The organism is Micromonospora sp. LZ34, assembly GCF_052981855.1.
In genome coordinates, this window is sequence record NZ_JBRIQN010000011.1 from 1 (window position 1) to 13,575 (window position 13,575).

The window sequence follows — 13,575 nt, forward strand, 5'->3', positions numbered from 1 at the left end:
CCTTAGAAGGGGGCGGGCTCTTGCTCGATCGTCCGCATGATGTAACGCCCCCGACCCGGCCCCGATTCCACCACCCGAATGCGGCCGGTCACACCCCCAAACCGGACACCCACCCCATCTCGCCACACGACGCCAGGAGATCACACCGGTTTGGGGCCCGTGCCCGATTACCGAGCAGGGGCTCGTCCGACGGCATCGACCTCCCGGCACGCAGGCGGCCATAGCGGAACGAGCGCGATACCTCAGAGTCATCAAAATGCCTCTCAGGTATCACGTCCGCAGGACGGCATGCCGACCCGTGACGACACGCCCCACCGGCGACGCCGACGGGAGTAGAGCGGGAGATCGACTCCACCTGCGGTATGTCGCGGTGTCCGGTTACGGCGGACACCGCACGTTGCCGCACATCGAGTGGATCTCGGCCAACCAGTCGGCGATCCGGCGCAGGTGGACCCAGGCGGAACGGACCTGCGGGATTGCACGGCCCGGGACCACGACGAGGGTGTGGCCCGCCGTGCCCGGCGCAGGGATCAAGCCTGACCGCCCGGAGCCGGGCACGGCGGGCCACACCTCAGCCGCAACCCACCACCGCCCCGGCACGGCCACACCTCAACCCGCAACCCACCACCGCCCCGGCACGGCCACACCCCACCCGCAAGATCCCAGAGCCGGACGGGTCCGGACCAGGCCGGAGGCGGGGCGCAGACCGCGCGGAAGCCCCACACCGCAGGACCTAGGGTGGTGACCGTGGCGACCCTTCTGCTTCTGCGACACGGCCGGACGACCGCGAACGCGGACGGCGGGCTGGCCGGCCGCCAGCCGGTCGAACTCGACGACACCGGCCGGGCCCAGGCCAGCGCGGTCGGCGAACGGCTCAGGCCGGTGCCGCTGGCGGCGGTGGTGACCAGCCCGTTGATCCGCTGCCGGCAGACCCTCGAACTGGCGCTGCCCGGGCAGACCCCGGTGGTGGAGGAGGGCCTGATCGAGTGCGGCTACGGCAGCTGGGAGGGGCAGCCGCTGAAGAAGCTGGCCAAGGAGCCGCTCTGGCCGGTCGTCCAGCAGCACCCCAGCGCGGCGGTCTTCCCGGAGGGGGAGGCGATGGCGGCGATGGCGGCCCGCGCGGTCGCGGCGGTGCGGTCCTGGGACGCCCGGGTGACCGCCGAGCACGGTCCGGAGGCCGTCTGGCTGGCGTGCAGCCACGGCGACGTGATCAAGGCCATCGTGGCGGACGCGCTCGGCGTACATCTCGATCTTTTCCAGCGGATCGTGGCGGACCCGGCGTCGGTGACCGCGATCCGCTACACGCCGGTGCGCCCCTTCCTGCTCCGGCTCAACGACACCGGCGGCGACCTGGCCGGCCTGGTGCCGCCGCCGCGCAAGCGGCGCCGGCGGGCGACCCGGGCGGCCGACTCGGACGCCGCGGTCGGCGGCGGTGCGGGGGCGGCCCGGTGACCCCGGCGCGACCCACCGGAGCAGGGCGGACCCGCCGGTACGCCGGGGGTGCCGGCGCGGTGGTGATTCGGGTGTCGGTGGGGTGCGCGTCGCCTTGGCGCGCCGGATAGGGTCGTGGGTATGACCCACCAGGTGCACGCCTTCGAGCCGCCGGAGCGGTTCGTCGCCGGGACCGTCGGGCCGCCGGGGGACCGCACGTTCTTCCTCCAGGCGCGCGGCGGTGGCCGGCTGGTCAGCGTCGCGCTGGAGAAGGTCCAGGTGTCGTTGCTGGCGGAGAAGCTGGAGGAGCTGCTCTCCGAGGCGCAGCGCCGGTTCGGGGTCGAGCTGCCCGAGCCGGTCGCCACCGTCGGCGACAACGACCCGCTGGACACGCCGGTCGACGAGGAGTTCCGGGTCGGCACGCTCGGGCTGGCCTTCGACGTGGACACCGCAACCGTGGTGATCGAGGCGATCGCGGCCGGCGAGGCGGAGGCCGAGGTCGAGTTGGGTGAGCCCGACGACGACGAGGATTCCGACGACGACGAGCCCGACGACGACCTCGACCGGCTCCGGGTGCGGCTGACCCCGGAGGCGACCCGCCAGTTCATCGAACGGGCCCGGCGGGTGGTCAACGCCGGCCGGCCCCCCTGCCCGCTCTGCGGCCAGCCGCTGGACCCCGCGGGCCACCTCTGCCCGCGGCACAACGGTTACCACCGGTGACGTCGTCCGGCCTGCAACCCCGCCAGGACGGCGACGCCGCGCTCCGGCTGCTCCGCGACGGTGAGCTCGACCTCGAGGGCCGGCTGGTGGACGCCTCGAACACCACCCTGCGGGGGATCCTGACCCTCGACGGGGTGACCGCCCGCTGCGTCTACAAGCCGGTCCGGGGGGAACGGCCGCTCTGGGACTTCCCGGACGGCACGCTGGCCGGCCGGGAGGTCGCCGCCTACCTGGTCTCCCGGGCCACCGGCTGGGACCTGGTGCCGCCGACGGTGCTGCGCGACGGCCCGTTCGGGCCGGGGTCGTGCCAGCTCTGGATCGACGAGCCGGTCGATGCCGAGCCGCTGGTCGGGTTCGTGCCGGCCGACGCGCTGCCGCCGCGTTGGTTCCCGATCGCCGCCGCCCGTGACGACGGCGGCACTCCGTACGCCCTGGCGCACGCCGACGACCCGCGGCTGGCCCGGCTGGCGGTGCTCGACGCCGTGCTCAACAACGCCGACCGCAAGGGCGGCCACGTGCTGGTCGGCCCGGACGACCGGATCTACGGCGTGGACCACGGGGTGAGCTTCCACGTCGAGGAGAAGCTGCGTACGGTGCTCTGGGGCTGGGCCGGTCGGCCGTTGCCGGCGGACGCGGTGGAGATGCTCGACGCGCTCGCCGGGCAGGTCGCCGGGGCGCTCGGCGCCGAGCTGGCCGACCACCTGACGATCGGCGAGATCGCCGAACTGGCCGCCCGGATCGACCGGCTGCGCGACGAGGGCCGGTTCCCGCAGCCGCCGGAGGACTGGCCGGCGGTGCCCTGGCCGCCCATGTAGCCCGCTGTCGTGATGATCACCCCGGGGCTCGTCCTGCCCCGTCGTACCGCTGGATAGGCTGACAATCATGGAGTCTTGGGCGGGACACAAGGTGCCGCGGTTGCCCGGCAGGGGCGGGCCGCTGGCGTTGTTCGACTCGGCGCGGCAGGGGGTCCACCCGAGCGAGCCGGCCGGCACGGCGACCATGTACGTCTGCGGCATCACCCCGTACGACGCCACCCACCTCGGTCACGCCGCCACCATGATCACGTTCGACCTGGTCCAGCGGGTGTGGCGGGACGCCGGGCTGACCGTGCGGTACGTGCAGAACGTGACCGACATCGACGATCCGCTGCTGGAGCGGGCCGCCCGCGACGGGGAGGACTGGAAGGTCCTCGCCATGCGGGAGACCGCGCTGTTCCGGGAGGACATGGAGGCGCTGCGGATGATCCCGCCGGCGCACTACGTGGGCGCGATCGAGTCGATCCCGGACATCGCCGAGAAGGTCCTGATGCTGCTCAAGGACGGCGCCGCGTACCGGCTGGAGGACGGCACCGGCGACGTCTACTTCGACATCGCCGCGGCGCCCCGGTTCGGCTACGAGTCGAACCTGTCCCGCGAGCAGATGCTGGAGATCTTCCCGGAGCGCGGCGGCGACCCGGAGCGCGAGGGCAAGCGCGACCCGCTCGACCCGCTGCTGTGGCGGGGCGCCCGGGAGGGGGAGCCGTCCTGGCCGGGTGGTGAGCTGGGCGCGGGCCGCCCGGGCTGGCACATCGAGTGCGCGGTCATCGCGTTGAACCTGCTCGGTGAGCGGATCGACGTGCAGGGTGGCGGCAACGACCTGCTCTTCCCGCACCACGAGTGTTCCGCCGCGCACGCCGAGCGGCTCACCGGCGAGGCGCCGTTCGCCGCGCACTACACGCACGCCGGCATGATCGGTCTGAACGGCGAGAAGATGTCGAAGTCCCGGGGCAACCTGGTCTTCGTCTCCCGGCTGCGGGCCGACCGGGTCGACCCGATGGCGGTGCGGCTGGCGCTGCTGGCCGGGCACTACCGCAGCGACCGCTCCTGGACCGACGACCTGCTCACCGCCGCGCAGGAGCGGCTGGGCCGCTGGCGGCGGGCCGCCGCAGCGCCGGCCGGGCCGTCCGGCGCGGAGTTCCTGGCCGGCGTACGCGCCCGCCTCGCCGACGACCTGGACACGCCGGGCGTGCTGGCGCTGGCCGACGAGTGGGCCGCGGCGGCGCTCGCCGGCACGGACACCGACGCGGCCGCCCCCGCCCTCTTCGCCGACACCCTCGACGCCCTCCTCGGCATCCGCCTCTGACCCCACCCGCCCGCCCCTCGCCCGCCCGGAGTCGCCGGGGCGGGTCAGGCGAGGGTCAGGCCGGGGTCGGGGTCCGGGGCGGGGGTGGGGGCGGGGATCTTGTACTCCTCGGTCAGGGTGGTGACCGGGCCCGGCCAGGTGGCCTGGGCGACCTCGATCGGCTTGCGGGCGCCGTCGAAGGCGACGTGCAACAGGTGCAGCACCGGGGTGTCCGGGCGGATCTGCAGGATCTCCGCCTCCTCCCGGCTGGGCTGGCGGGCGCTGATCGTGTCGGTGGCCGAGACGTACCGCCGTCCGATGGCCTCCTCGGCCTCCTGGTAGAGCGGCCGGCCGTACGCCTCGGCGCGTTCCAGCGAGGTGCCGGCGGCGTCGGCGGGCAGGAACCAGGAGGCGCCGACCTCGACCGGGGAGTCCTCGGTGCGCACCAGGTGCCGGCGACAGACCAGTTCGGTGCCGTCGGGCACCCCGAACGCGTCGGCCACCTCGGGCGGGGCGGGGGTGCGGCCGACCGACACGAGTTGCTGCCGGTACCGGGCGGCCAGATCGGTGTGGTAGCCGCGGAAGCCGCCGTACCGCCCGCGGGAGAGCCGGTTGAGCCGCCGCCGGGTGCCCCGGACGTACGTCCCGGAGCCGGGCTTGGTGATCAGGATGCCCTCCACCCGCAGCTGGTCGACGGCGCGTTGGACGGTCTGCTTGGCCACCCCGAACATCTCGGCGATGGCCGGGATGGACGGCAGCCGCTCGCCCGGCCCCCAGTCGCCGCGGCGCACCTGCGCCTTGAGCTGCGCGGCGATCTGCCGGTGCGGGAACTCGGCCGCGCCCGGATTGATCTGCATGCCCACCTCCTCGATCACAGCTAGGTTCCTAGGATGGCCGAGAGGGTGTGACCGCGCCACCCGCGACACGCGAAAACCGGGCCCCGGACGAAGGTCCGGGGCCCGGTGCGGCAGGGGAGGGGGACTACCAGGAGCCGGCGGTCGGGCCGGCCGAGCCGCCGCGGCGGCGCAGGTACTTCTCGAACTCCTGGGCGATCTCGTCACCGGTGAGCGGCGTGATGCCGGCGTCGCCGACCCGCTCCTCCAGTTCCCGCACGTACTCGCCCAGCTCGGCGTCCTGCTCGGCGGCGCTGCGTACCCGCTGCTCCCATTCGGCGGCCTCCTCGGCCAGGTCGGACATCGGCACCGGCAGGTCGAGCACCTCCTCGACCCGGTGCAGCAGGGCGAGGGTGGCCTTCGGGCAGGGCGGGTTGTTGGCGTAGTGCGGGACGTGCACCCAGAACGAGACGGCGTCGACCTCGGCCCGGGTGCAGGCGTCGTGCAGCACACCGACGATGCCGGTCGGCCCGTCGTAGCGGGTGGGGGTGAGCTGGTAGCGCTGGGCGGCCTGCGCGTCGGAGGCGCTGCCGCTGATCGGCAACGGCCGGGTGTACGGCACGTCGGCCAGCAGCGCGCCGAGCAGCACCACCCGCTCGACCTCCAGGCTGTGGCAGATCTCCAGCACCTGCTCGCAGAAGGTGCGCCAGCGCATGCTCGGCTCGATGCCGCGGATCAGCACCACGTCGCGCTCGGTGCCCTCCGGGCTGGCCACCATGAACCGGGTGGTGGGCCACTGCACCTGGCGGGTCTCTCCCTCGGCCATCGTGATGGTCGGCCGGCTGACCTGGAAGTCGTAGAAGTCCTCCGGGTCCAGCTCGGTGACCTGCCGGGCGTGCCAGACCTGCTCCAGGTGCTCGACGGCGGCGGTGGACGCGTCCGCGGCGTCGTTCCAGCCCTCGAACGCGGCGATGGCCACCGGGGACCGCAGCACCGGCAGTCCGTCGAACTCGGTCACGCCGTCACCTCACCCTGCTCGTCTCGGGCGGTGCCGGGACCGTGCCCGGTGTAACGCCGGCCGGGCGCGGGGGCGCTGCTGTTGTCCTTCACGTCGCCAGCCTACGTCCCGGCGCGGGACGCGGCCCGGTGGCCGCGCCGGTCCGCGCATGGGAAGCAACGGGCATAGCGCACCAGATCGGACGGGGTGATCCCGCTGACAGTATCTGGGACGGGGGTACGGGGTGCGACGTGACCGGAGCCGGCACACTAACCTGAACGCGTGCGAACTTCGTTGCTCGACGTATTGGCAGACCGGATCCTGATCGCCGACGGCGCGATGGGGACGATGCTGCAGGCGGCCGACCTGACCCTGGACGACTTCGAGGGCTACGAGGGCTGCAACGAGGTCCTCAACGTGACCCGCCCGGACGTGGTCCGCGGCGTGCACGAGGCGTACCTGGCCGCCGGGGCGGACTGCGTCGAGACGAACACCTTCGGCGCCAACCTGGCCAACCTCGGCGAGTACGACATCGCCCACCGGATCCGGGAGTTCTCCGAGTCCGGCGCCCGGATCGCGCGCGAGGCCGCCGACGCCTTCAGCACCCCCGACCGGCCCCGGTTCGTGCTCGGCTCGATCGGGCCCGGCACCAAGCTGCCCACCCTCGGGCACGCCGACTACGCCACCCTGCGCGACGCGTACCAGGAGAACGCCGCCGGCCTGATCGCCGGCGGGGCGGACGCCCTGATCATCGAGACCTGCCAGGACCTGCTCCAGGTGAAGGCGGCGGTGGTCGGCGCGAAGCGGGCGATGGCCGAGATCGGGTCGACGGTGCCGATCATCTGCCACGTCACCGTCGAGACCACCGGCACCATGCTGCTCGGCAGCGAGATCGGCGCGGCGCTGACCGCGATCGAGCCGCTCGGCGTCGACCTGATCGGCCTGAACTGCGCCACCGGCCCGGCGGAGATGAGCGAGCACCTGCGCTACCTCTCCCAGCACGCCGGGGTGCGGCTGTCGGTGATGCCGAACGCCGGCCTGCCGCAGCTGACCGCGGACGGGGCGGTCTACCCGCTGACCCCGGTCGAGCTGGCCGACGCGCTTGAGCGCTTCGTCGTCGAGTACGGCGTCTCGCTGATCGGCGGCTGTTGCGGCACCACCCCGGAACACATCCGGGTGGTCGCCGAGCGGCTGCACGGCGCCCGGCCCGGGCCCCGCGAGCCCCAGCACGACGCGGGCGTCTCCTCGATCTACCACCACGTGCCGTTCGCCCAGGACGCCAGCGTGCTGATGGTGGGGGAGCGGACCAACGCCAACGGCTCCAAGGCGTTCCGCGAGGCGATGCTGGCCGCGGACTGGCAGGCGTGCGTGGAGATCGCCCGCAGCCAGGCCCGGGACGGCTCGCACCTGCTGGACCTCTGCGTCGACTACGTCGGCCGGGACGGCACGACGGACATGCGCGAGCTGGCCGGCCGGTTCGCCACCGCGTCCACCCTGCCGATCATGCTGGATTCCACCGAGCCGGCGGTCGTCGAGGCGGGCCTGGAGATGCTCGGTGGCCGGTGCGTGGTCAACTCGGTCAACTTCGAGGACGGCGACGGCCCCGGGTCCCGCTACGCCCGGGTGATGCCGGTGGTCGCCGAGCACGGCGCCGCGGTGGTCGCGCTGCTCATCGACGAGGAGGGCCAGGCGCGCACCAAGGAGTGGAAGGTACGCGTCGCCGGGCGGCTGATCGAGGACCTGACCGGTCGTTGGGGCCTGCGCCGCTCCGACATCCTCATCGACGCGCTGACCTTCCCGATCGCCACCGGCCAGGAGGAGACCCGGCGCGACGGCATCGAGACCATCGAGGCGATCCGGGAGATCGCCCGCCGCTGGCCGGGGGTCAACTTCACCCTGGGCATCTCGAACGTCTCCTTCGGACTCAACCCGGCGGCCCGGCAGGTGCTCAACTCGGTCTTCCTGCACGAGTGCGTGCAGGCCGGGCTGACCTCGGCGATCGTGCACGCGAGCAAGATCCTGCCGATGTCGAAGATCCCCGACGAGCAGCGTGAGATCGCCCTCGACCTGGTCTACGACCGGCGACGCGAGGGCTACGACCCGGTGCAGCGGTTCATCGAGATCTTCGAGGGCGTGGACGCCGCCTCGGCGCGCGCCGGTCGGGCCGAGGAACTGGCCGCGCTGCCGCTGGAGGAGCGGCTCAAGCGGCGGATCATCGACGGCGAGCGCAACGGCCTGGAGGCCGACCTGGACGCCGCGATGGCCGGCGGCCGGACGCCCCTGTCGATCATCAACGACATCCTGCTGGACGGGATGAAGGTGGTCGGCGAGCTGTTCGGCTCCGGGCAGATGCAGTTGCCGTTCGTGCTCCAGTCCGCCGAGGTGATGAAGACCGCGGTGGCCTACCTGGAACCGCACCTGGAGAAGGCCGACGACGGCGGCAAGGGTCGGATCGTGCTCGCCACGGTCAAGGGCGACGTGCACGACATCGGCAAGAACCTGGTGGACATCATCCTGTCCAACAACGGCTACGAGGTGGTGAACATCGGCATCAAGCAGCCGATCAACGCCATCCTCGACGCCGCCGAGGAGCACCGGGCCGACGCCATCGGCATGTCCGGGCTGCTGGTCAAGAGCACGGTGATCATGAAGGAGAACCTCGCCGAGATGGCGTCGCGCGGGGTCGCGGAGCGCTGGCCGGTGCTGCTCGGCGGGGCCGCGCTGACCCGGGCGTACGTCGAGGACGACCTGCGGTCGGTGTTCCCCGGCCAGGTGCACTACGCCCGGGACGCCTTCGAGGGACTGTCCCTGATGGACCGGGTGATGACCGCCAAGCGGGGCGGGGCGCCGGTCGTCGACGCTGAGCGGGAGGCGGCCCTGGCGGCCCGGCGGGCACGCCGGGAGCGGCAGCGGGCCATCGTCAACGAGTCCCTGCCGGAGCTGGACGACGCCTCGGTCCGCTCGGACGTGGCGACCGACGCGGAGGTGCCGGCCCCGCCGTTCTTCGGCACCCGGGTGGTCAAGGGTGTGCCGCTGGCGGACTACGCGGCGCTGCTCGACGAGCGGGCCACCTTCCTCGGGCAGTGGGGCCTGCGCGGCGCCCGGGGCGGCAAGGGACCGTCCTACGAGGAGCTGGTGGAGACCGAGGGCCGGCCGCGGCTGCGCTACTGGCTGGACCGGCTGATCGCCGACAAGGTGCTGGAGGCGGCCGTGGTCTACGGCTACTTCCCCGCCTACGCCGAGGGCAACGACCTGGTGGTGCTGGACGAGAACGGGCACGCCGAGCGGGCCCGGTTCTCCTTCCCGCGGCAGCGGCAGGAGCGGCGGCTCTGCCTGGCCGACTTCTTCCGGCCCCGCGGCGACCAGCTGGACGTGGTGGCCCTGCAACTGGTCACCGTCGGCCAACCGGTCAGCGAGTACGCCGCGAAGCTGTTCGCCCGCAACGAGTACCGCGACTACCTGGAGGTGCACGGGCTGTCCGTGCAGCTCACCGAGGCCCTCGCCGAGTACTGGCACCGGCGGATCCGCGCCGAGCTGGTGCTGCCGGGCGGCCGTACGGTGGCCGACGACGACCCGGCGGACCTGGCCGGTCTGCTGCGCACCGACTACCGGGGTTGCCGGTACGCGTTCGGCTACCCGGCCTGCCCTGACCTGGAGGACCGGGCGAAGGTGGTCGAGCTGCTCGGTGCCGAGCGGATCGGGGTGCAGCTGTCGGAGGAGTTCCAGCTCATCCCGGAGCAGGCCACCGACGCGATCGTGGTGCACCACCCGGAGGCCAGCTACTTCAACGCCAAGTGACGGCGTGACGCGCCCTGTCAGGTAACTCGGCCGTCGTCGCTCGTCGGGCCGTGGCCGAAAGCTGCGTCGATCGGCGACGGGTATCCTCGCTGCTCGGCAGTAGGTGGGTGTGGAGGGCGAGTTGCCCGCCCTCCACACCGCTCGATATCTGCCTGGTGGGTCCTGCCCGGTCAGATCAGGTCGATGCGTTCCTGGGCGATCGGGTAGCCGGCCTTCGCGAAGGTGGCGGCCATCGGGAAGTTGGATTGATCGGTGCCGGCCACGATGCGGTCTGCGCCGTCGTCGGCGAGTCTGTGCGTGGCTTCCACGAGCAGGTCGTAGGCGTACCCATGACCACGTTGCTCAGGCACTACGCCGATGTAGCCGATGAGGGGGTCTCCATAGTTGCGGCTGGGGACGCTCAGGCCGACCAACTCCCCGGCCGGGGTGTAGGCCAGGCGCCACCAGCTGCGTGGGCTCGGCATCCAGCGCAGGTAATCCAGGTCTTCCTGGGCAGCTGCGTCCAGTCCGGACGTGGCGATGGTGCGGCGCACATGGGCGTCGAGGCTGCCCTGGTGTATCCGGCGGAAGACGTCGAAGATGACTGCGTCGTCGGGCTCAGGGCGAAATTCGAGACGGCCCGGACGCTGGGGCAGTCCGCAGTCCGGCGTCCATCGGTATCGGTAGCGCTCGACGAGCGGGGACAGACCCGCGGCCACGGCCGCGTCGATGCGGGCCTAGGCCTGCTGCCGGACCTCGGGATCGTCGCGCCAGCCGGTGGGCAGCTTGAGGGAGTACTGGGCGTGCAGCGGCGACGTGCGCAGCAACCGCACGGCGGCGTCCTGGTCGGAGAAGTCGAACCAGTCCAGGGCCAGTGGCGTGTCGTCCTTCGGGCCGGCCCACCAGGCGGCGCGGGCCACGACGACGCCGTCGCGCAGGGCGATCCAGGTCCACTCGGGACGGTACTCGCCGGCCGCCGCCATGTCGGCATAGGTATCGCCGAAGGCCGCGAATCCCACCAATCCAGGATCAGGTAGGGATTCGAAGAGATCTTCCTCGCCCGCGGTGAGGGGGCGGATGACCAGCTCGGTCATGGGGTTCCTTCCGGGTAGCGATGAGCTCCCGTTCAGATCCTCGACGCCCTCGCGATCGGGTGGGAGCACATGACAGTCATCCTGACCACGGTTCCCACCTCCTTCAGCCGATCGAGGGCGCCGGCGAAGCCTAGCGGCATGATCGAATCGATCACAACGCCGGGGCGGCCACCCGGAGGACATGACCATCCGTGCGGTAACAATGACCTCAGGTGTTGGTCACATGATCGAATCTCCTGGCAGGGTTGGAAGATGGCCGCTGGACTCCGCGCTCGTCTGACCGACTGGACCGTGACCGTGCCGCTGCTGGCGGTACTGCTGCTGGCCTGACCTGGGGACGCGAGCTGTCCGGCCCGCTCGTCGCGGTGGTGGCCGCGTTCCTGGCCGGGGCGGTGCTGGCCGCGGTCCACCACGCCGAGGTGGTCGCGCACCGGGTGGGGGAGCCGTTCGGCTCGCTGGTGCTCGCGGTGGCCGTCACCGTCATCGAGGTCGCCCTGATCGTCACGCTGATGATCAGCGGCGGGGAGAAGACCCAGTCGCTGGCCCGGGACACCGTCTTCGCCGCCGTGATGATCACCTGCAACGGGATCCTCGGCCTGTCGTTGCTGATCACTGCGCTGCGCCGCCGGGTGGCGGTGTTCAACTCGGAGGGCACCGGCGGTGCACTGGCCACCGTGGCCACCCTCGCCACGCTGAGCCTGGTGGTACCGACGTTCACCACCAGCCGACCCGGCCCGCAGTTCAGCCCGGCGCAGCTGGCCTTCGCCGCGGTGGCCTCGCTGGCGCTGTACGGGCTGTTCGTCATGGTGCAGACCGGCCGGCACCGGGACTACTTCCTGCCGATCACCAGCGAGGGCACGGTGATCGAGAGCGACGGGCACGCCGCCCCGCCGTCGACCCGCCAGGCGCTGCTCAGCCTCGGCCTGCTGTTCGTGGCGCTGGTCGCGGTCGTCGGGGACGCCAAGTCGGTCTCTCCGGCGATCGAGTCCGCGGTCGTCAAGGCGAACCTGCCGCAGTCGTTCGTCGGCGTGGTGATCGCGCTGCTGGTGCTGCTGCCCGAGACGCTCGCCGCGGTCCGCGCGGCGCGGCGGGACCGGGTGCAGATCAGTCTGAACCTCGCCCTCGGCTCGGCGATGGCCAGCATCGGGCTGACCATCCCGGCGATCGCGCTGGCCATGGTCTGGCTGGAGGGCCCGCTGGTGCTCGGCCTCGGCGGCACCCAGATGACCCTGCTGGCGCTGACCGTGGTCAGCGGGGTGCTGACCGTGGTGCCGGGTCGGGCCACGCTGTTGCAGGGTGGCGTGCACCTGGTGCTGCTCGCCGCGTTCATCTTCCTCGCCGCCAGCCCCTGATCCGCGCCGCCGCACGCGCCCGGCGGGTCACCCGCCGGCGAGGCGGTCGGCCCGGGCGTTCAGGTAGCGCTGCTGCGCCAGGTTGGTCGACCGGGCGGCCGCCGCCCGGTAGGCGTCCCGGGCGGCGGTACGGTCGCCGAGCAGCTCCAGCAGGTGTGCCCGGACGGCCGGCAGGCGGGGGTTCCCGGCCAGCCGACCGTCGTCGGCCAGCGCCTCGACCAGGGCGAGTCCGGCCGTCGCGCCGCGGCTCATGGCCACCGCCACCGCGTGGTTGAGCGCCACCACCGGGCTGTCGTCGATCTGCCGGAGCACCTCGTACAGGGCGGTGATTTGCGGCCAGTCGGTCGCCTCGGCACTGGGTGCCTCGTCGTGCACCGCGGCGATCGCCGCCTGCAGTTGGTACGGGCCGACCCGGCCGCGGGGGAGCGCGGCGGTGACCAGGGCGACGCCCTCGGCGATCTGGTCCGCCTTCCACCGGCCGCGGTCCTGCTCGGCCATCGGCACCAGCTCGCCGTGCGGCCCGGTCCGGGCCGGTGCCCGGGCGTCGGTGAGCAGCATCAATGCCAGCAGTCCGGCGACCTCCGGGTCGTCCGGCAGCAGCCGGTGCAGCAGGCGGGTCAGCCGGATCGCCTCGGCCGACAGGTCGGCGCGCAGCAGGGCCCGGCCGGCGGTGCTGGCGTACCCCTCGTTGAAGATCAGGTAGAGCACGTGCAGCACGGCCGCGAGGCGCGCGGCGCGCTCGGGCCCGGCGGGCATCGCGAAGGGCAGGCCGCTGTCGCGGATGCGCTGCTTGCCGCGGGTGATCCGGCGGGTCATCGTGGCCTCCGGCACCAGGAACGCCCGGGCCACCTCGGCGGTGCTCAACCCGCCGACGGCGCGCAGGGTGAGCGCGATCTGCGCGGCCGGCGACAGCGCCGGATGGCAGCACAGGAACAGCAGGGTGAGCCTGTCGTCGGTGTCGGCCGGCGGGCGGTCGGCGGCCGGGGCGACCCGTTGCTCGGGCAGCACCCACCGGGCCACCGTGTCCTCCCGGCGCCGCCGGGCCTGCTCGCTGCGCAGCAGATCGGTCAGCCGGCGCGACGCCACGGTGATCAGCCAGCCGCGCGGATTCTCCGGTATGCCGTCGCGCCGCCAGCCGGAGGCCGCCGCGATCAGCGCCTCCTGGGTGGCGTCCTCGGCGGTGTCGAAGTGGCCGTAGCGGCGCACGAGCGCGCCGAGGACCTGCGGCGCCAGCCGGCGCAGCAGGTCCTCGACGGTCTCCTCGGGCACGG

General features: G+C 72.8%; 10 protein-coding genes and 1 pseudogene. 6 read left to right on the forward strand and 5 right to left on the reverse strand.

Features of this window, described 5'->3' with window-relative positions; translation table 11 throughout:
- Positions 1-738 precede the first annotated feature (738 nt).
- From ACVCAH_RS14270 to mshC, 4 genes are all read left to right on the forward strand, one after another.
- Positions 739-1,452, forward strand: coding sequence for a histidine phosphatase family protein (locus ACVCAH_RS14270; protein ID WP_447136594.1), 714 nt, complete (start codon positions 739-741; stop codon positions 1,450-1,452).
- Positions 1,453-1,572: 120 nt separating this feature from the next.
- Positions 1,573-2,151 (forward strand): DUF3090 domain-containing protein, encoded by a 579-nt coding sequence (locus tag ACVCAH_RS14275; protein WP_447136595.1) that lies wholly within the window; start codon positions 1,573-1,575, stop codon positions 2,149-2,151.
- Entirely contained in the window at positions 2,148-2,966 is an 819-nt protein-coding gene (locus ACVCAH_RS14280; protein ID WP_447136596.1) for an SCO1664 family protein, read from the forward strand. The genes ACVCAH_RS14275 and ACVCAH_RS14280 overlap by 4 nt, the downstream gene beginning before the upstream one ends.
- 67 nt (positions 2,967-3,033) lie before the next feature.
- Entirely contained in the window at positions 3,034-4,272 is a 1,239-nt protein-coding gene (gene mshC, locus ACVCAH_RS14285; protein ID WP_447136597.1) for a cysteine--1-D-myo-inosityl 2-amino-2-deoxy-alpha-D-glucopyranoside ligase, read from the forward strand.
- Positions 4,273-4,316: 44 nt separating this feature from the next.
- On the opposite strand, the gene ACVCAH_RS14290 is transcribed toward mshC, so the two are convergent.
- Positions 4,317-5,108 carry a GntR family transcriptional regulator gene (locus tag ACVCAH_RS14290; protein ID WP_447136598.1) on the reverse strand — a complete coding sequence of 264 codons (792 nt, stop codon included), beginning with the start codon at positions 5,106-5,108 and terminating at the stop codon, positions 4,317-4,319.
- Positions 5,109-5,232: 124 nt separating this feature from the next.
- Positions 5,233-6,102, reverse strand: a complete 870-nt coding sequence (locus ACVCAH_RS14295; protein WP_447136599.1) for a PAC2 family protein — start codon at positions 6,100-6,102, stop codon at positions 5,233-5,235.
- A 261-nt stretch (positions 6,103-6,363) separates the two neighbouring features.
- Here ACVCAH_RS14295 and metH point away from each other — a divergent pair, with 261 nt between their 5' ends.
- On the forward strand, positions 6,364-9,879 hold the full coding sequence (gene metH / locus ACVCAH_RS14300) for a methionine synthase (protein WP_447136600.1): 3,516 nt from the start codon (positions 6,364-6,366) through the stop codon (positions 9,877-9,879).
- A gap of 170 nt (positions 9,880-10,049) precedes the next feature.
- On the opposite strand, the gene ACVCAH_RS14305 is transcribed toward metH, so the two are convergent.
- Together ACVCAH_RS14305 and ACVCAH_RS14310 are read right to left on the reverse strand one after the other, a co-directional pair.
- On the reverse strand, positions 10,050-10,577 hold the full coding sequence (locus ACVCAH_RS14305; protein WP_447136601.1) for a GNAT family N-acetyltransferase: 528 nt from the start codon (positions 10,575-10,577) through the stop codon (positions 10,050-10,052).
- Positions 10,578-10,595: 18 nt separating this feature from the next.
- Positions 10,596-10,952, reverse strand: coding sequence for a hypothetical protein (locus ACVCAH_RS14310; RefSeq protein WP_447136602.1), 357 nt, complete (start codon positions 10,950-10,952; stop codon positions 10,596-10,598).
- Between the two features lie 252 nt (positions 10,953-11,204).
- On the opposite strand from ACVCAH_RS14310, the pseudogene ACVCAH_RS14315 reads away from it, so the two are divergent.
- Positions 11,205-12,304, forward strand: a pseudogene (locus tag ACVCAH_RS14315) (calcium:proton antiporter).
- A 27-nt stretch (positions 12,305-12,331) separates the two neighbouring features.
- Here ACVCAH_RS14315 and ACVCAH_RS14320 read toward each other — a convergent pair.
- Positions 12,332-13,573: an RNA polymerase sigma factor gene (locus tag ACVCAH_RS14320; protein WP_447136603.1), complete on the reverse strand. Its 1,242-nt coding sequence runs from the start codon at positions 13,571-13,573 to the stop codon at positions 12,332-12,334.
- Between the last annotated feature and the right edge of the window lie 2 nt (positions 13,574-13,575).

Bases quoted from the DNA above. Each gene is read 5' to 3' on its own strand.
- mshC (WP_447136597.1), top strand. From the start codon at position 3,034: ATGGAGTCTTGGGCGGGACACAAGGTGCCGCGGTTGCCCGGCAGGGGC.
- ACVCAH_RS14290 (WP_447136598.1), bottom strand. From the start codon at position 5,108: ATGCAGATCAATCCGGGCGCGGCCGAGTTCCCGCACCGGCAGATCGCC.
- ACVCAH_RS14310 (WP_447136602.1), bottom strand. From the start codon at position 10,952: ATGACCGAGCTGGTCATCCGCCCCCTCACCGCGGGCGAGGAAGATCTC.
- ACVCAH_RS14275 (WP_447136595.1), top strand. From the start codon at position 1,573: ATGACCCACCAGGTGCACGCCTTCGAGCCGCCGGAGCGGTTCGTCGCC.